The sequence below is a fragment of the Actinomycetota bacterium genome (assembly GCA_030019255.1).
In the GTDB taxonomy this organism is placed as follows: Bacteria; Actinomycetota; Geothermincolia; order Geothermincolales; family RBG-13-55-18; genus Solincola_A.
Genome location: JASEFK010000004.1, coordinates 193,634 through 210,790, shown reverse-complemented (window position 1 = coordinate 210,790; position 17,157 = coordinate 193,634). Strand labels below are relative to the sequence as shown.

Annotated in this window: 17 protein-coding genes, 1 tRNA gene and 1 pseudogene; 3 read left to right on the top strand and 16 right to left on the bottom strand. The window is 63.7% G+C overall.

The window, feature by feature from the left end:
- Positions 1 to 75: 75 nt before the first annotated feature.
- Positions 76 to 1,005, bottom strand: coding sequence for a hypothetical protein (locus QME84_05210; protein ID MDI6873663.1), 930 nt, complete (start codon positions 1,003 to 1,005; stop codon positions 76 to 78).
- A 180-nt stretch (positions 1,006 to 1,185) separates the two neighbouring features.
- Between QME84_05210 and QME84_05205 the strand changes: the two genes are divergently transcribed.
- Positions 1,186 to 1,260, top strand: a tRNA-Thr gene (locus QME84_05205).
- 206 nt (positions 1,261 to 1,466) lie between these two features.
- Here the strand turns inward: QME84_05205 and QME84_05200 are convergent.
- The 15 genes and pseudogenes from QME84_05200 to QME84_05130 form a co-directional block, all read right to left on the bottom strand.
- Positions 1,467 to 1,976 (bottom strand): NYN domain-containing protein, encoded by a 510-nt coding sequence (locus QME84_05200; protein MDI6873662.1) that lies wholly within the window; start codon positions 1,974 to 1,976, stop codon positions 1,467 to 1,469.
- A gap of 86 nt (positions 1,977 to 2,062) precedes the next feature.
- Positions 2,063 to 2,803, bottom strand: coding sequence for a 23S rRNA (guanosine(2251)-2'-O)-methyltransferase RlmB (gene rlmB, locus QME84_05195; protein MDI6873661.1), 741 nt, complete (start codon positions 2,801 to 2,803; stop codon positions 2,063 to 2,065).
- A 60-nt stretch (positions 2,804 to 2,863) separates the two neighbouring features.
- On the bottom strand, positions 2,864 to 4,366 hold the full coding sequence (cysS, locus tag QME84_05190) for a cysteine--tRNA ligase (protein MDI6873660.1): 1,503 nt from the start codon (positions 4,364 to 4,366) through the stop codon (positions 2,864 to 2,866).
- Between the two features lie 245 nt (positions 4,367 to 4,611).
- Positions 4,612 to 5,232: pseudogene (cysE, locus tag QME84_05185) on the bottom strand (serine O-acetyltransferase).
- 368 nt (positions 5,233 to 5,600) lie between these two features.
- Positions 5,601 to 7,019: a glutamate--tRNA ligase gene (gltX, locus tag QME84_05180; protein MDI6873659.1), complete on the bottom strand. Its 1,419-nt coding sequence runs from the start codon at positions 7,017 to 7,019 to the stop codon at positions 5,601 to 5,603.
- A gap of 240 nt (positions 7,020 to 7,259) precedes the next feature.
- Positions 7,260 to 7,544: a hypothetical protein gene (locus QME84_05175; GenBank protein MDI6873658.1), complete on the bottom strand. Its 285-nt coding sequence runs from the start codon at positions 7,542 to 7,544 to the stop codon at positions 7,260 to 7,262.
- On the bottom strand, positions 7,487 to 7,918 hold the full coding sequence (locus tag QME84_05170) for a hypothetical protein (GenBank protein ID MDI6873657.1): 432 nt from the start codon (positions 7,916 to 7,918) through the stop codon (positions 7,487 to 7,489). The genes QME84_05175 and QME84_05170 overlap by 58 nt, the downstream gene beginning before the upstream one ends.
- Before the next feature lie 286 nt (positions 7,919 to 8,204).
- A complete protein-coding gene (locus tag QME84_05165; protein ID MDI6873656.1) occupies positions 8,205 to 8,333 on the bottom strand; it encodes a hypothetical protein in 129 nt (42 codons plus the stop codon).
- A 187-nt stretch (positions 8,334 to 8,520) separates the two neighbouring features.
- Entirely contained in the window at positions 8,521 to 9,156 is a 636-nt protein-coding gene (phoU, locus tag QME84_05160) for a phosphate signaling complex protein PhoU (GenBank protein MDI6873655.1), read from the bottom strand.
- Positions 9,157 to 9,458: 302 nt separating this feature from the next.
- On the bottom strand, positions 9,459 to 10,358 hold the full coding sequence (gene pstB, locus QME84_05155) for a phosphate ABC transporter ATP-binding protein PstB (GenBank protein MDI6873654.1): 900 nt from the start codon (positions 10,356 to 10,358) through the stop codon (positions 9,459 to 9,461).
- 10 nt (positions 10,359 to 10,368) lie between these two features.
- A complete protein-coding gene (pstA, locus tag QME84_05150; GenBank protein ID MDI6873653.1) occupies positions 10,369 to 11,253 on the bottom strand; it encodes a phosphate ABC transporter permease PstA in 885 nt (294 codons plus the stop codon).
- Positions 11,254 to 11,339: 86 nt separating this feature from the next.
- The gene (pstC, locus tag QME84_05145) at positions 11,340 to 12,206 is read right to left on the bottom strand and encodes a phosphate ABC transporter permease subunit PstC (protein MDI6873652.1); all 867 of its coding nucleotides are present in this window, start codon (positions 12,204 to 12,206) and stop codon (positions 11,340 to 11,342) included.
- 94 nt (positions 12,207 to 12,300) lie between these two features.
- Entirely contained in the window at positions 12,301 to 13,158 is an 858-nt protein-coding gene (locus QME84_05140; protein MDI6873651.1) for a phosphate ABC transporter substrate-binding protein, read from the bottom strand.
- Positions 13,159 to 13,395: 237 nt separating this feature from the next.
- Entirely contained in the window at positions 13,396 to 15,195 is a 1,800-nt protein-coding gene (locus QME84_05135) for an ATP-binding protein (GenBank protein ID MDI6873650.1), read from the bottom strand.
- A complete protein-coding gene (locus QME84_05130; GenBank protein ID MDI6873649.1) occupies positions 15,192 to 15,890 on the bottom strand; it encodes a response regulator transcription factor in 699 nt (232 codons plus the stop codon). Before QME84_05130 ends, QME84_05135 begins: the two co-directional genes overlap by 4 nt.
- Before the next feature lie 200 nt (positions 15,891 to 16,090).
- On the opposite strand from QME84_05130, the gene QME84_05125 reads away from it, so the two are divergent.
- Positions 16,091 to 16,384 (top strand): hypothetical protein, encoded by a 294-nt coding sequence (locus QME84_05125; protein MDI6873648.1) that lies wholly within the window; start codon positions 16,091 to 16,093, stop codon positions 16,382 to 16,384.
- A gap of 109 nt (positions 16,385 to 16,493) precedes the next feature.
- Positions 16,494 to 17,000: a cation transporting ATPase C-terminal domain-containing protein gene (locus tag QME84_05120; GenBank protein ID MDI6873647.1), complete on the top strand. Its 507-nt coding sequence runs from the start codon at positions 16,494 to 16,496 to the stop codon at positions 16,998 to 17,000.
- Positions 17,001 to 17,157: the final 157 nt, after the last annotated feature.

The window sequence follows — 17,157 nt, the reverse complement described above, 5'->3', positions numbered from 1 at the left end:
CGCCGTTCCCGGTAGATGGGCTCCTGGGGGATGGTCGTCCGGAGCGGTTGAAGCGCAAACCGGCGGGGGATGTCTTCAGGATGCCGGGTACTCCTCGCCGGCGGGGCGGGGGAGACGCCGGCCCTTCCGCCCTCCGGGCTCCACACCTGTCTCCTCCCCCTTGCGCAGTGAGAGTATGACCGCGCCCCCGATGATGAAGACGAAGGAGCCCAGCCGCAGGAGGAACATGCCCGCGGAAGAGGGCATGGGCTCATGCATGGCCACGATGCCCACGATGATGGGGATGAGGTTGGACATCCCGGTGGTGATGGGCACCACCACGATGGCCTTGCCCCGCTGCATGGCCATCTGGTCCAGCACCAGGGTGACGAAGGGCAGGAAGAAGACCATCCAGATGAAGGGAGAGGCCAGGGCGTGACGGAAGCCGTGCAGCCAGAAGCGGCTGCCGAAATCGTTCCAGGCCAGCTTGATGAGCACGGCGGTGATCCCCACCAGGACTCCCGAGGCCACGGCGATGAGGTTGGGAGCCTGCTCCCCCTTCTTGGTGATGCCGTTGAACAGGCTTAACCCGGCCACCAGGAAGAAAAAGATCACGAAAAACCAGAGGACCACCGGGTTGTAGCTGAAGGCCCTGGAGGGCACCCCGATGAGGCTCCTCCCCAGCATGAAGAGGCCCACCACGATGGTCCCGATGCCCAGCCAGTCGGAGATGGAGGGCCTCTCCCCGAGCTTGGTGATGGCCAGCACGGCCAGCACGGCTATTCCGGCAGTGTTGATGGGCTGGACCACGGAAAGGGGGGCCAGGCCCACGGCGATGCCCTTGATGAAGGTGCCCGCGAACTGCAGTCCCTGGGCTTCCAGCCAGGGCCGGCAGGAGAGGAAGGCTTTTGCCGTCTGCAGCGGCTTCTGCGAGCCTATGAGTGGGAGCTTGTCCAGCTCCCGCTTTTGCATGTAGCCGCTGTAGTTGATCATGGTGGTGGCCACCATGGCCAGGATAATCGCCAAGACGAGGATGCTCCCACCTCCCCTCGTTTTCCAATAATTATATATGGGGTCAGATCTTGAGTCGTGATACCCATGGGGGTATCTTACGCAGGAAGCGGCGGTCCGGATACCTCCCTGTCGAACCGGGCTCACCGCTCGCGGGAACGGGTTCCGGATCCAATTGGTATAATCCTCTTGAGGGCCGGTGTAGCTCAATGGTAGAGCGTCCGCCTTGTAAGCGGTTGGTTGGAGGTTCGATTCCTCTCACCGGCTCCAATCTTTGTATCCCATCCTCTATATAAAAGCTGCCCTCTATATAAAAGTTGCGTCCGGACTACCGACTCCCTCCTTGCTACCGCCTTCCATCCTTATACGCAAGGGCCCACGAAACTAACCCGCCACGCCCCATTCCAAGTGCTCCTAAACCTCAATTTCATCGCACATGCATCGATACCAGGCTGGTTTCGGGCCAGGGACAGGCGTCACGTGTAACGCATGCGGTCGAGGAGCTTGCGCACTTCCGGGCTGACACGTTCCTCCAGGGGAACCTTTCCGCTACCGGAAATCCTTTCCGCTTCCTCACGGATGTTCCTGCGGGCCTCACCGGCCATCCTCAGCAACGTCTCCCCCTCCATTCCGCCCGCACCGTATCCCTCCACCACCCTCCGCAGCACTCGGTCCGAGGTGGCCACCAGGACCTTCTCCTCGCGGACCATGCTTCTCACCGCGGCCTCTATGAAGGAGTCCGCCGTCTGCCTGCGTTTGGTATATATAACCAACATACCCTTTCGGTCCTCCAAGGACGGTTCCGGGCCGCCCCACGCGGCGGCGTCGAAGACCACCAGGATGATACGGAAGTAACCGGGCGAGGTCAGGGGCAGCAGTTCCCGCAGCAACCCTTCCCGCGCCGATTCCAGATCACTCCTGGCCAGGCGGGAAAGGACGGGGTGGGTATGGATAAGGTTGTAACCGTCCACCAGCAGGGTGCTCACGTTTAATCACCCCCTCCCTTCCGGTCAAGAGCCCTTGAAAAGCAGGGCGGTCATCATATATCCGGCGCGCAGGTCCTTCACAGGGCTCACACCACCCCACGCTGGCGGAGTACCTCGTAGAGGATGATGCCCGCGGCCACGGAGACGTTGAGCGAACCCACCTTCCCGAACATGGGTATCTTCACCAGCAGGTCGCAGTTCTCCCTCACCAGGCGGTGAAGCCCCTCGCCCTCGGAGCCCATGACTACCGCAAGCGGGCCGGTCAGGTCGGCCCGGAAACAGGACTCCTCGGCGCGGGAATCCGCTCCCACCACCCATATCCCCAGCTTCTTCAGCTCGCGCATCACGCTGACCAGGTTGGGTACCGTGGCCACGGCCAGGTTCTCCACCGCGCCCGCCGAGGCATGGAAAACGGCGGGGGTGACGGGCGCGGAACGACTGCGGGGCAGGAGCAGGGCGTCGACCCCGACGGCCTCGCAGGTTCGCGCTATGCTTCCCAGGTTGCGGGGGTCGGTCACCCCGTCCAGGAGCACCACCAGGGGGTCGTCCTTGCCCTCCAGCACGCGTTGGACCTGCTTGAAGGTGGCATAGCGATAGGGTTCCACGCGCAAGATGACGCCCTGGTGATTCTCGGACACCGCCAGCCGGTCCACCTCGCGCCGGGGCAGCACGGTGACTGGGACCTTCCTACGGCGGGCCAGGGAGAAGATCTCCTCCAGGACCTCCGCGGGCCGCAGCCCCTGCGCCACCATCAGCTCGAAAACGGCCCGGTTCCCACGCAGGGCTTCCAGGACCGCCCTTCTCCCCTCTACCTGTTCATATCTCAAGGGGTTCCCTCCCAACCGATGAGGCCGATTGTCCCCGCGGAGCGGGAGCAGACACACGGACTACTCCCGCTTTCCCACGAACTTCCAGCGCTGGCCCTCGCGCAAGTCGTCCACGCGTATGCCCATTTCCCCCAGGCGGGAGCGGATGAAGTCCGCGGTCTCGTACTCCTTCTTCCTGCGGGCCAGGGCACGGACTTCGAGGAGCAGGTCGATGAGTTCCTCCGGTGCGGGCAGGCCCGGAGCCCTCTCCTCCCCCCCCTTCTCCTCCGGGAGGCACTCCTCTCCCGTTTCCTCGGGAGGCTGGAAGAGGCCCAGCACCCGGCACAGCTTGAGCAGGAGATCCCTGCCCAGCCCGGCGATGATAGGAGCGGCGGGGGTGGGATATTTTTCCTGCTCCGCCAGGTAAGCGTTGAGTTCCTTGACCAGTTCGAAGATCACCCCCATGGCCCGGGCGGTGTTGAAATCATCGTCCATAGCCTCCTCGAACCGCCGCTCGAAATCGAAGTAGGAATCGGAGAGCTCCGTCTCCCTCTGGGTGCGCACGGGAGCCACCCGGGAGGGCGGCCTGGCGAGGAAGCTGTCCAGGGCGAACAGGCAGTTCTCCAGCCTCTCGTAGGCCCGCCGCGCGTCCTCCAGGGCCTCCGGACCGAAATCGATGGGGCTGCGGTAATGGGTCTGCAGGGTGAGCATGCGCACCACGTCCGCGGGGTACTTCTTCAGGATCTCCCGCACCAGGATGATGTTCCCCAGAGACTTGGACATCTTCTCCTCTCGGATGTTGACGAACCCGTTGTGAATCCAGTAACGGACGAAGGGCTCCTGGCCGGTATAGGCCTCGCTCTGGGCTATCTCGTTCTCGTGGTGCGGGAAGATGAGGTCCTGCCCGCCGCCGTGGATGTCGAAGCCCATGCCCAGGTAGTGGAGGGACATGGCCGAACATTCGATATGCCACCCCGGGCGACCCTTCCCCCAAGGTGAATCCCAGGCCGGCTCACCCGGCTTGGCGGCCTTCCAGAGGGCGAAGTCCATGGGGTGGCGCTTGCGCTCGTCCACCTCCACCCGCTCCCCCGCCCGCATCTCCTCCAGGGTCCTCCCGGAAAGCTTGCCGTAGCCGGGAAACCTCTCCACGCTGAAGAAGACGTCCCCTTCCACCACGTAGGCGTATCCCTTTTCCACCAGTCCCTGGATCATCTCCAGCATACGGGGAATGGTCTCGGTGGCACGGGGGGTGACATCCGGCGGCAGCACGCGCAGCGCCCGCATGTCCTCCAGGAAGGCCCGTTCGTAGAAGCGGGCCACCTCCTCCGGGGCCTTTCCCTCCTCCCGGGCCCGGGCGATGATCTTGTCATCCACGTCGGTGAAGTTCTGGACGCAGAAGACCTGGTATCCCTTGTACCGGAGGTAACGCCGGATGACGTCGAAGACCAGGTAGGCCCGCCCGTTGCCCACGTGGATGTAGTTGTACACCGTGGGCCCGCAGACGTACATGGACACCTTCCCCTCCTCGCGGGGGACGAAGTCCTCCTTTCTCCGGGTCATGGTGTTGTATACCCTGAGGCTCATGGCTCCTCCCGGACCTCCGTCTCGTCCTCCGGGACGCTTCCGTCCTTCTTCCGCTGCGTGCTGGACCCTTCCCCCTTTTTCGCGGCGGCCTCCCCGGACTTTCCGCGGGAGGCCTTCCCGGACGCGGCGGCTTTCGCGCCACCCTCCGCCGCTTCCCCGGACAGCCCGATCTTCCGTTCCACCGTCTTGAGCTCCTCCTCGGCGCGGCGTAGCTTCCTCTCCGCGCTCTCCAGCTCGCGGTGGGTCTTCTCCAGCCTCTCCTCCAGGCTGCGTATCATGCCGTCCAGGGCCTCTATCCTGTCCATCACCGGGTCGGGGATGGCCTCGTGATGCAGGTCTATCACCGGTTCGCCCTCTCTCACCACTACTTTCCCCGGCACCCCCACCACCGTGCAGCGCGGAGGGACGTCCCGGATGACCACGGCGCCCGCCCCCACCTTGGAATCGTCGCCGATGGTTATAGGCCCCAGCACCTTGGCCCCGGCGGCGATGACCACGTTCTTCCCCACCGTGGGATGGCGCTTTCCCTTCTCCTTTCCAGTTCCTCCCAGGGTCACCCCCTGGTAGAGGGTCACGTTGTCCCCGATCTCCGCGGTCTCCCCGATGACCACCCCCATGCCGTGGTCTATGAAAACGCCCTTCCCTATGCGGGCCCCGGGATGTATCTCGATCCCCGTCAACCAGCGGTTGAAGTGGGAGATGAGCCGGGGAACCAGGGGGATCTTGCGGTTCCACAGCCAGTGGGCTACCCGGTGTATCCACAGGGCGTGGACGCCGGGGTAGGCCAGGATTATCTCCAGGGTGCTCCGGGCTGCCGGGTCCCGGTCCTTGGCCGCCTGGATATCGGCCTTCAGGGTCTCCAGAATTGCCCGCAGCATAACTTCTCCTCCTTTCTTCCGACGTAAAGAATATTATAAGGGTTGGCAAGCGGGAAAAGGTTGGCGCAATCCAGCCACACTTCATAGTCATTCCTTTTCGATTTCCCCAGCAAGATTCAGGGGTCATTCCCTTTCCCTTTCAGGCTCCTGGTACAGTAACCTGACAAGCTCCAGGTGTGCCGTTAAGGGAACTTCCCAAAAACCTTCCTTCTATAACCTACCCCCGGGGCCGACCGGGTCGGTCGCAGCGAGCCCTCCTCAACCCGGTTTCTTCTTTCGTGAGGTCCTGCGCGGAGGCGAGCGAGACCGCTACCCGGCGGCCCTTCTTCCCCATATACCCCCGGGGGTATCAAAATTCAAGACCTGACCCCTTGAAGGCGGTGGAGGCACTCCTCCCGCCCCAGCACGTAAAGGAGGTAGGGAAGGGCGGGGCCGCGATCCCTTCCGGTGAGGGCCACCCGCAGGGGCATGAGGATTTCCCTGGGCTTCAGGTCATGTTCGTCGAAGGCGTGGCGGAGCCGGGACACCACCCGGTGGGCGTGCTCCAGATCCTGGATCTCTTCCTCCCCCACGATCTCCGCCGCCTTTTCCAGCACCCTTCCGGCGACCTCTCCCCGCAGCCACTCCGCGGCGCGCTCCTCCGGCTCCGCTGGGTCGCCGTAGGCCTCCAGGTAACGGGGCAGCTCGCCCAAGTTGGTAATATTATCCAGAACGGATTCCACCATGACCGGAAAGAGGGGATGCCTCGACCAGCGGGGAGCGTAAGCCCCGGCCACCTTCACCAGTTCATCGAGGGGCATGCGGCGCAGGTGCTTTCCGTTCAGCCAGTCCAGCCTCTCCCGGTCGAAGACCGCGGGGCTCCGCGAGAGGTCGCCGATGTCGAAGAGCTCCACCAGCTCCTCGAGGTCCAGCACCTCCTTCCCCTCCGGCGGCGACCAGGACAGCAGGGCCAGGTAATTGGTCAGGGCCTGGGGGAGGTAGCCCATCTCCCGGTACTCCCGCACCGCGGTGGCCCCGTGGCGCTTGCTCATCTTGCCCCCGTCGGGGCCCAGCAGCAGCGAGTGGTGCAGGTACATGGGCGCCGGGTACCCCAGCGCCTCGAAGAGCAGCAGGTGGCGGGCGGTGTTGGCGAGGTGGTCCTCGCCCCTTATGACGTGGGTTATCCCCATGACCGCGTCGTCCACCACCACGGAGAAGTGAAAACCGGCCCGCCCGTCGGAACGCAGGATGATGAAATCCCCGAAGGACCCGGGGGGGAAGCGGACCAGCCCGTGCAGGAGGTCCTGGAAGACGATCTCCTTCTCCGGCACCCGGAAACGGAGGGCCGGCCTCTCGCCCCGCGATTCCCGGCTTTTTACCTCCCGCGGCTCGAGGTCGCGGCAGGCGCCGTCATAACGGGGAGCCCGTCCCTCAGCCAGGGCCCGCTCCCTTTTCTCCTCCAGCTTTTCCGGGGTACAGAAACAGGGATAGGCCAACCCCTTCTCCACCAGCAAGCGCGCATGCTCACGGTAGATCTCCCCCCGTTCGCTCTGCCGGTAAGGGGCGTGGGGTCCGCCGACATCGGGGCCCTCGTCCCAGTCCAAGCCCAGCCACTTGAGGTCCTGCAGGATGGACTCCTCCATCTCCCGGCTGGACCTCTCGGCATCGGTGTCCTCGATGCGCAGGATGAAGGCGCCGCCCTGTCCCCGGGCGAAAAGCCAGTTGAAAAGCGCCGTCCTCGCCGACCCCAGGTGCAGGCGGCCCGTCGGCGAGGGAGCGAATCTCACCCTGACCATGGCCAAGTCAAGTCCTCTTCCTCAATAGTTTTCGAACCGGATATCCTAATTGTGCCCATCGCATCCCAACGCATCAACCGACATGCGGTGACTTACCGAGCGGGCCGGGGCGGGAAGGGGCCAGTCCTCACCATGGCCGGCGGTCGCGTGGGGCATCGTCCATCCGTTTGCGCGGCGCCTCCCTGCGGCCCCCCTCCTCGCGGCACCCGGCCTTGCAGGGCGGCGCTCCGTCGTGCCAGGTCACCGGGGCATCACCTCGATCAGCAGGTCCTCGTCCCCGGTGAGCTCCCATTCCACGTCGCTCTCCACCTGGAAGGCCCTCTCGAAGAGGCCCTGGGCCAGCCCCACCCCCAGCAGGGGGAGGGCCACGTTCTCCATCTTCACCTGGACGCCCTTCCTCCCCATCCTCAGGTAGCGGAGGTACCCCAGTCCCCGCACGGCCAGCTTCTCCCGCACGTTCTCCTCGCTTACCACCTCGTCCACGGAGAAGAAGCCGGACTTGACGAACTGTTTCTGGGCCTCCACCACCACGCGGGGGATAGCCTCGCCCAGCTCCTCCTCCAGCTCGTCGAAGATGGGTCGATCATGGAGGGCCCGGTCATGACCATCCTGCGCCCGGTCACCGTGCTGCGGATGGAGCCGTGGGCCAGGTCCCACCTGAACTCACGGAGGGCCAGCGGAGCCCCGCAGGAAGCGCACCGCTCGAACTCGAAATCCCCCTCCTTGTATTCCATGCCGTAGCCTCTCCATCGCAGGCGGGATTTGAGCTCGGCAGGATTTTCCGCCTCGTAAACGGTGATGCGGTAAACCCCGGGCCTGGTCTCCTCGTACTCCACGCCCGGCTCCCTCTCCAGGATGGCCTCCAGGAAACCGGCGAAGTTGCCCACGGCCAGGGGCACCGAGTAGGGCCTCTCCGCCAGGACGGTGATGAAATCGTCGCTTTTCCCTCGAACTTCACCGCCTCCAGGGACAGTTTGTCGTAACCCATGGCCCTCCAGATGAGGAAGGTGGAGTCGAAAACCGGCTTGAGTTCCAGCTCCCGGTTCCTGATCATCTCCTTGACGTCATCCGGGACCACGTGCCTCATGTAATCGCACGTGGACCTTCTCGAGGCGTCGATGACCAGCCTTTCTATGGGGATCCCGATCAGTTCGGAGATCCCATTAATAGGGGGTCGAAGTTGCCTCACTCGAAGAGCACCAGGCGCTGTCGGCTATCCCGCCGGGCCTGGATGACGCCGTTGGGCATCCAGGCGTGCTGGCTGCTGATGTACAGGGAGAGCCCGCACTGGGGACAGGTCTCTATCTTCGGCATCTTCCCACCCTTCCTCGCCCGTCCGGTCCCCTCGCCTGAAGGGGAAGGGAACCGGAAGTTCATCGACCTGATAGACAGATCCCCAGCTAGCCGATATCCGCGGTTCCTCTCCCATCGCTCAAACTGGCAGTGGGGTAATTATATTTACCGGAGATGAACGGCGCAAGCATAGGTAGGGAAGTGTGCCTCACGATCCTTCGACCAGGAAGAGCACGTTTTCCCCGATGTCCACGGCATGGTCGGCTATGCGCTCGAAGAAGCGGGCGATCATGACCACCCTCACGGCTACGTCGAGCTCCTCCTCCCTCCCCCGGTCGAATTCCCGGAAGAAGCCGCGGTAAAGCCGGTCCACAGGATCGTCCATGGCCTCCAGCTCCCGGGCCATCCCGGCGTCGCGCTCCTTGAAACTCTGCAGGGCCCGTTCCACCAGCCGAAGGGAACGGCGGGCCATCTCATCCAGGGCCTCCCTTATCCAGGCGTGTATGCCCCCGGCATGGATGTTCTTGACTGCCACCGCTATGTCCTCGCACAGGTCGGCCATGCGCTCGAACTTGTGGGCCAGGCGCATGATGACGATGATCAGGCGCAGGTCCACGGCCACCGGGGCCTGCAGCGCCAGGAGCTGCAGGCCCTCTTCCTCCAGCCGGCAGCGGTGATCGTCGAAGCGGTCATCCCCGGCGATGATCTCGTCGGCCGCCGCGTGGTCCAGTTCCAGGAAACACAGGCGGGTCTTCTCCAGGGTGACCAGGAGTTCGCCGCCCATGCGCAGAACCTCCCGATACAGCTCGTCGAGCCTCTGGTGGAAATCCTTTCTGGCCTCCAAGATCCCTCTCCTTCCGATGTCACCGTCCACCTTGCTCCGAACCCGCTTCACGGAACATTCCTGTCACTCCCACGCGCGGCCGTCCCCCTTCCTCCCGTTCACACCCCCACCCGAACCTCCCATATCCACGCCTCTCGCCTCAAAAGGACTTCGACCCGGAGGTGCAAGTATCCCGCGCCGGACGGAGCCGGCGATACCCTACCCCATAGACGAGGAAGAAGGAATGGCGCCGGTTTCGGCCCAGATCCCCGGCTCCCCCATGCCCGCACCGGGTGATGATGTGGTAACGTTTACCACTTGGCTCAACCGAACCTCCCGGTTATGTACCTCTCCGTCCTCTCGTCCGCCGGGGCGGTGAAAATGGCGCTCGTCTCCCCGAACTCCACCAGCCGCCCGGGCTCACCCTGGCTCTCGATGAGGAAAAAGGCCGTGTAGTCGCTGACCCTGGCCGCCTGCTGCATGTTGTGGGTCACGATGACGATGGTATATTCTTCCTTCAACTCGGCGAGGAGGTCCTCGATGCGCTGGGTGGCTATGGGGTCCAGGGCGGAGCAGGGCTCGTCCAGCAGTATCACCTCCGGCTCCACGGCCAGAACGCGGGCTATGCACAGGCGCTGCTGCTGCCCTCCCGAGAGGGCCAGGGCCGGTTCCCCCAGCTTGTCCTTTACCTCCTCCCACAGCGCCGCCCTGCGCAGGCTGGACTCCACTATGCCGTCGAGCACCCCGCGGTCCTTGATCCCCAGCACCCGCGGCCCGAAGGCCACGTTGTCGTAGACGGTCTTGGGAAAGGGGTTGGGCTTCTGGAAGACCATCCCCACCCTCCGCCTCAGGGAGGTCACGTCGCATTCCCTCCGGTAGATGTCCTCGCCGTCCAGGAGGACCTCCCCCTCCACGCGGCACCCTTCCACCAGGTCGTTCATGCGGTTGAGGCATCGGAGAAAGGACGACTTGCCGCAGCCGGAGGGACCGATAACCGCGGTGATCCTCCTCTCCGGAACATCCAGGGTGATTCCTTCCAGTATCTTCCTTTCGCCGTAAAAGAGGTCCATGTCGCGGAGGCGGAACTTGGCGCCGTCCTTGGGAGCCGCGAACCCGTCGGCCCGCTTCGAGTCGCGGAGGCGGGGCACGTCGTCGCCTTCCTTCACGCCCCTCCCACCCCGGTTCCCGCGCAGCGATTCCAGAACCGCGAAGATCCTCGCCATGTTCTTCCCCTCAGTCGCGGTAGCCCATCCGCTTCCTCACCGTTCTCGCCGTCATTCGAGCCGCGAGGTTGAGGGCTAGCACGGTGAGGAGGAGAAAGGCCGCTTCCCCGCTGGCCACCCGGAACCAGTCCGGCACCAGTGCGCCCTCGGTATACATGTGCCAGATGTTGGCGGCCATGGGAGCGGCCGGCCGGAACGGTGACCAGGGGACCTTGCGCACGAACAGCCCCACGGTGTAAATTACGGCGGCGCTCTCGCCCACTATGCGCCCCGCGGAAAGGATGGCTCCGGTGGTGATGCCGGGCACGGCTACCGGAAGGACGGCCTTCCTCACCGTTTCCCATCGCGTGCAGCCCATGGCCAGGGCGGCCTCGCGGTAGGACCGCGGCACCGCCCTTATGGCTTCCTCGGCGGAGCGCATCACCGTGGGCAGGTTCAGCAGGGTCAGGGTCAGGGCGCCGGCCAGCAACGAATACCCCAGGCCGAGGTAGATGACGAAGACCACCATCCCGAAGATGCCGAAGACGACGGAGGGGACCGCGGACAGGGAATCCGCCCCGAAGCGCACCAGGCGCACCAGGCGCCCCTCCCTCGCGAACTCGGACATGTAGACGGCCGCCCCCACCCCGAGGGGGATGACCAGCGCCAGGGTGAGGGCGGCCAGGTAAAACGAGGAGACCACCATGGGCCAGATGCCGCCTCCCTCCCACATGGCCTGCGGCTTCCCGAACACGAAGGAGGGGGACAGCGCCGCGCCCAGGCCGTTCCAGAGTATGATTCCGATGACCGTGACCACCACCAACAGGGCCAGCAGGGCGAACGACCATATGACCACCGTGGCCAGGCGATCCACCAGCGCCTGCGCGGAACGCCTGCCGCGGTAACGCCGGGCCAACGCGAAATCTTCCCTCTGTTCCGGGCCGACCCGGCTCGAAACGCCGGTCCCTTCCGGAAGCGTGACGGTGTTTTCCTCGTCTATCATCATTCGATCACCGCGTAGCTTTCACGCGCCCTGGAAACCAGCCGCACCAGGATCACCAGGGCCATGGCCAGAAGGAGGAGCACCAAGCCCATGGCGAAAAGGGCTGACCGCTGTAGGCCGGTGGATTCCCCCATCTCCATGAGGATCTTGGTGGTCAGGGTGTGGGTGGGGGAGGTGAGGGAGGTGGGAAAGACCGAGGCGGGCCCGATGACCATGGCCACGGCCATGGTCTCCCCCATGGCCCTGCCCATCCCCAAAATGACCGCGGCCAGGATGCCGTGCTTTGCCGCGGGAAGGAGCACCCCGCTGATGGTTTGCCAGCGGGTGGCCCCGAGGGCCAGGGCCGCCTGCGTGTAGGAGGCGGGTACTGCCTCCAGCGCGTCCCTGGAAATGGCTGCGACAGTGGGCACGATCATAACTGCCAGGATGATGGAGGCGGCGAGTATCCCGCTTCCCGAGGACCCCGTGATACTCCGGATATGGGGCACGAGGACGGTGAATCCCAGCCATCCCAGGACGATGGAGGGAATACCCGCCAGAAGTTCCACCAGGCGGGAGAACAATTCCCGGGGACGCCGGGGGGCAACCTGGGTGAGGAAGAGGGCCAAGCCCAGTGCCAGGGGGGTGCCCAGGAGGAGCCCCCCGGCGGTTGTGGCCAGCGTTCCCACGAGAAAGACCAGCATCCCGTAGCGCCCTTCCCGGGGGTCCCAGACGGAGGAAAAGAGGTTGGCCGGTCCGGCCTGGCTCAGGCTGGGTAGGGCCTCTTTAGCCACGAAGAAGACGACCGTGACCAGGCCCACCACGACCATCATGGCTGCTACCAGGAGGACCTTCCTCGTCAGCCATTCCCTGCTTATCGCCGGCATCCTGCATCCATCTCCTCAAGTCGCCTCGATATCCTCCGGAGGGTCACGCGTCGCACGAGGGGGAAACCCTGCGTGCAGCGCCCATGCAGCCCCCTTAGATCTGGTTCACGGGGATGTATTCCCTGGCCACCACCTCGTTCTGGAAGCGCTCGGAGAGGACGAAATCCAGGAAGGCCCTGGCCAGCCCCGAGGCCTCTCCCTTGGTGAACATGTGAAGGTACCTGGAGAGCGGGTAGGAGCCCTTCACCGCGTTCTCCTTGTTGGCCGTCACCCCCTCGTACTTCAGGGCCTTTACCGAGTTGTCCAGGTATCCCAAGGAGATGTAGCCGATGGAGAAAGGGGTGGAGGAAACCGTCTGGCGCACGATGCCGTTGCTGTTGCACTCGATGGCGCCGGCAACCGGTTTCTCCTTCTCCAGGGCCTTCTCGTCGAACATCTCGCGGGTCCCGGAGGCCTCGTCGCGGACGACCACCTTGATGGCCTGGTTCGGACCTCCCAGGTCCTTCCAGTTGGTTATCTTCCCGGTGAAGATGTCCTTGACCTGAGCGGCGGTAAGGTCGTCCACGGGAACATCCTTGTGGACTATTACCGCTATGACGTCGAGGGCGATCTTGTGGTCCACGAGCCCAAGGTTTTTCTCCTCGTCCTGGAGATCGCGGGAGGCGTTCCCGATGTCCACCACGCCCTCGGCGACGTTGGAAATGCCCACGCTGGAGCCCCCACCCTGCACGTTGACCGTGACCCTCGGGTTCTCGTCCATGAACATCTCCGCCGCTTCCTGGGCCAGGGGCAGCACGGTGGTGGAACCGGAGAGGTTCAGGGTGCCCGAAAGCGCCGGCTTCTCCTCTCCGCCCGCTGCGCCCCCATTTTCTCCGCCGCATCCCGCCGCCAGGACCAGCACCAGCGTCACCATCGCGGCGGCGGCGACCGAAAAGGCCTTCTTTCTGGTCATTGCCTACCTCCTCGTTCTTTCCTGCGGGAGAATCTCCCTCGGCACATCCTTTTCCCTTGCGTGCGCTCGAAACGCAGGAGAACCCGCAATTCCGGCATACCTGTTACTTCCAGAACCAATTACAGGGACGGGCGTTTAAATGCGGATTCAGGTTGGTTAAATTCTTTTGAAAATTTAGTTTAAGCGCCGTTTAAAACTTGGGGCGTTTATCGACCCGGTATAAAATGATCCCTTACATTATGTGTCACCCGTGCCGGCGCCTTCCTTGTTGCCTTGGTGGGGCTGCGGCAGGTGGACGTAAAAGACGGAGCCCTCGCCGGGCTCGCTTTCCACGCTCACCGAGCCTCCGTGGAGCTCCGCTATATGCTTCACGATGGAAAGGCCCAGGCCCGTGCCTCCCGTCTCCCGGGAACGCGCCCGGTCGACCCGGTAGAACCTCTCGAAGATGCGGGGTAGCTCCTCGCGGGGCATGCCCACGCCCGTATCCCTGACCTCCAGGACCACCACGTCCCCTTCTATCCGGTAATCCACCGACACCCGTCCGCCAGGGCGGTTGTACTTGACGGCGTTGTCCAGGAGGTTGTCCAGCAGGGTGGCCAAGAGCCGGCGGTCCGCCGTCACCCTTACGTCACCGCTCAGATCGGCTGCCATCTCCACCCCGTACTTCGCCGCCAGCTTGGCTTTGCTTTCCAGGCGTTCACCGACCAGGTCCTGCAGGGGGAACTCCTCCACCTGCAGGACCGTCTCGCCAGCCTCCAGCCGGCTCAGGGCGAGCAGGTCCTCGACCAGCTGGGCCAGCCTGGCCGTCTCGCGGTCCAGGTCGCGCAGGAATCTTTCCCCCGTCTCCCTGCTCTCCAGCGCTCCGCCCAGGAGGGACTCTACGAGGGCACGCACGGTGGCCACCGGTGTGCGGAGCTCATGGGACACGTTGGCCACGAAGTCCTGCCGGATGCGGTCCACCCTCCTTAACATGGTGACGTCCTCGAGGGTGCTGACGGTGGCCGACACCCTGCCGTCAGTCGCCCTCACCGGTTGCGACTTCAAGTGCAGGGTCATGTGGCGCGGATAGACGAGCTCCAGCTCCCTCTCCACCTTTTCCCCCTCCACCGCAAGCCTTACGGCCTCCTCCACCTCGGTGCCCGGAAAAACCTCGATGAGCCGTCGCCCCTTCGCCCTCTCGGCCCTCACGCCCAGGATGGCCTCCGCGGCGGGATTGAGGAGCAGCACGCGGTTCTCTCCGTCCACCACCAGTATTCCCGTGGACACGTTCTCCAGTATGGCTTCCAGCTTTTTTCTCTCGGAGTCCAGTTCCTCGACGCGTAGGCGCACTTCCCGGGCCATGACGTTGAAGCCCTTCGCCAGCTCGGAGAAATCCGCCACGCGGGGCGCGGCGACCCTCCTCACCAGCTCCCCTTTGGCCACGGAGGCCACCGCCTCCCGGAGTTCTCCCAGGGCTCCCACCACCGTTCTTTCCGTCCAGATGCTGGTTACCACGATGACTGCCAGTAGCAATCCGAAGGCGACCAGAAATATCCACCATACGCTCAGGATGACCGGCATGACGTCCTTTTCCTGTACGGAGACGCGCGCCACCCCGACGATCTCCCCGTCCACCTCAACGGGCGCCGCGGCGTAAATGAACTTTTCCCCCAAGGTGCGCGACTCGCGGCTGGCGGAGGAGACCTCCCCGCGCAGGGCGGCGGCGACCTCCGGCCTTCCGGCATGGTTTTCCATCAGTTCTGCCGGAAACTCTGAATCCCCGAGTACCTTGCCCTCCACATCGATGAGGGTAAGCCTGAGGGGAAGGTGGGCCGCCAGCTCTTCGAGCCGGTCATCGATCTCGGGTGCGGACACCTGCTCCCGGAAGTAGGATTCAGCGTGACCGGCGAAGAGCCGCGCCTGCACCTCGAGGTCCCTCCTCTCGCGGGCCAGGGTATAGCTCCTGATGGGAATTATTACCAGCAAGGAGAGGAGGACCAGAACCGCGGTCACCAGCGCGGTATACCGGGTGATGAGGATGCGTTTCAGGCTCTTCAATCCCCGTCCCCGCTCACTTCGAACCTGTAACCCACCCCGCGGACGGTGATTATGCGGCTGGGGTGGGAGGGGTCTTCCTCTATCTTCTCCCGGAGGCGCCTGATGTGGACCTCCAGGGTCTTGCTCTGCCCGTAATAGTCTCCCTCCCATACCTGGCTGACCAGGTATTCACGTGGCAGGGCCTTCCCGGGGTGGCACAGGAAGATCTCGAGCAGGCGGTATTCCATGAGGGGCATCTCCACTACCCTTCCACCCACCCTTACCTCGTGCCGCTCCCGGTCCAGCACGATGTCCCCCGCCCGCAGAAGTCCCTCCTCCCTTTGCTCCTTCTCCGCCGTCCAGCGCCGCAGGACAGCCTTCACCCTCGCCATCAGCTCCCGCATGTTGAAGGGCTTGGTCACGTAGTCATCGGCGCCCATCTCCAGTCCCAGTATCTTGTCCACGTCGGAATCCTTGGCCGTGAGTATGATCACCGGGACGTCGCTTTCCCCGCGCAGCCTCCGGCATATCTCCATGCCGTCCATACCTGGGAGCATGAGGTCCAGGATGATCAGGTCGTAGCTTCCCTCCCGGCACTTCTTCCAGCCGCTCTCCCCGTCCAGCGCGATGTCCACCCGGTAGCCCTCCCTCTCCAGGCTGAAGGCCACCGCTTCCGCCAGCGGCCTCTCGTCCTCGATGATGAGTATCTTCTTCATGACCTTCTCGCCATTCACCGGGAAACCGATAAAAACGGTCCCGGTGAGTAATATACACCTCCAACCCTTTAAACCGAACATGGCGACAGGCTACCTCCGTGTAAGCAAGACGAAAAGGAGACACGGGCTGTCGGAGGGCTTAGAATGGGAGAGGATGCCGCAAAAGAAGCCGGGCCGGCATGGACAGGAAGGGCTAACTGATGGTCACCAAGGGAGCCCTGGAGAAGGTGCCGGAGATCTGCGCCCCCGCGGAGTTGTCGGAGGATGAATTAAAGGACCTGCAGGATGTCTACGCCGACATACAGCGCCTGTACGAGGAGCAGAGCCGGCAGGGATTACGGGTGCTGGGCGTGGCTTACCGCAGGATGGGTGATGAGACGACCATTTCCACGGACGACGAGAGGGAGATGACCTTCGCCGGCCTGCTTGTCTTCCATGACCCCCCAAGCCGGGGGTCGAGGAGACGGTGCGGCGACTGCATAACCTGGGGGTAGGACTCAAGATCATCACCGGCGATAACCCCCTGACGGCCCGACGGCTGGGGGAGATGATAGGCATTCCTCGCCCCGCCTGCTCACGGGCACTTTTCTTCCTTTCCTGCCCATGCTCCCCGGCCAGATACTCCTGACCAACCTCCTGACCGATTTCCCGGAAATGGGCATCGCCACCGATAACGTGGACCCGGAACTGGTGGAACGGTCACGCCGGTGGGACGTGGGTTTCATAAGGAGGTTCATGCTGGTCTTCGGTCCCCTGAGCTTCCTTTTCGACTTCCTGACCTTCGGCGCGCTCCTTCTGCTGCTCCACGCCGACGCCCGCCAATTCCGCACCGGGTGGTTCATGGAGTCCGTGATTTCCGCCTCCCTCATCGTCTTGATCATCCGTACCCGTAAGCCTTTTTTCCGCAGTCGGGCCGGGAGATTCCTGGCCGTGGCCTCCTTCCTGGTGATCGCGACCGCCTTGGCACTTCCCTTCTTGCCGGTTGCAGAGGTGCTGGGCTTCCAGAAGGTTCCTTTTACCTTCTTTCCCGTGCTGGCCCTCATCGTCTTCCTTTATGCGCTGGGGGCAGAGTTGACCAAGCGCATATTTTACCGGCATATTCCATCCTGATGAATAATGCGGAATTTAAGGATGACGGTCCTTGAAAAGGTCGGCGGCAGGAACCCTTAATATTTGAGGAAAGGTTCCCTGAAGAAACGAGAACCTGTGCCGTTCAGGCACGACCTTTATACATGATGACGAGGTTATTGAACATGGAGGTGGAAAA

Excerpts from the sequence above, each read along its gene's own strand:
- cysS (MDI6873660.1), bottom strand. The coding sequence starts at position 4,366 with ATGAGCCTCAGGGTATACAACACCATGACCCGGAGAAAGGAGGACTTC.
- gltX (MDI6873659.1), bottom strand. The coding sequence starts at position 7,019 with ATGGTCAGGGTGAGATTCGCTCCCTCGCCGACGGGCCGCCTGCACCTG.
- QME84_05165 (MDI6873656.1), bottom strand. The coding sequence starts at position 8,333 with ATGCCGAAGATAGAGACCTGTCCCCAGTGCGGGCTCTCCCTGTACATC.
- pstB (MDI6873654.1), bottom strand. The coding sequence starts at position 10,358 with ATGGCGAGGATCTTCGCGGTTCTGGAATCGCTGCGCGGGAACCGGGGT.
- pstC (MDI6873652.1), bottom strand. The coding sequence starts at position 12,206 with ATGCCGGCGATAAGCAGGGAATGGCTGACGAGGAAGGTCCTCCTGGTA.
- QME84_05140 (MDI6873651.1), bottom strand. The coding sequence starts at position 13,158 with ATGACCAGAAAGAAGGCCTTTTCGGTCGCCGCCGCCGCGATGGTGACG.
- QME84_05130 (MDI6873649.1), bottom strand. The coding sequence starts at position 15,890 with ATGAAGAAGATACTCATCATCGAGGACGAGAGGCCGCTGGCGGAAGCG.
- QME84_05125 (MDI6873648.1), top strand. The coding sequence starts at position 16,091 with ATGGTCACCAAGGGAGCCCTGGAGAAGGTGCCGGAGATCTGCGCCCCC.
- QME84_05120 (MDI6873647.1), top strand. The coding sequence starts at position 16,494 with ATGCTCCCCGGCCAGATACTCCTGACCAACCTCCTGACCGATTTCCCG.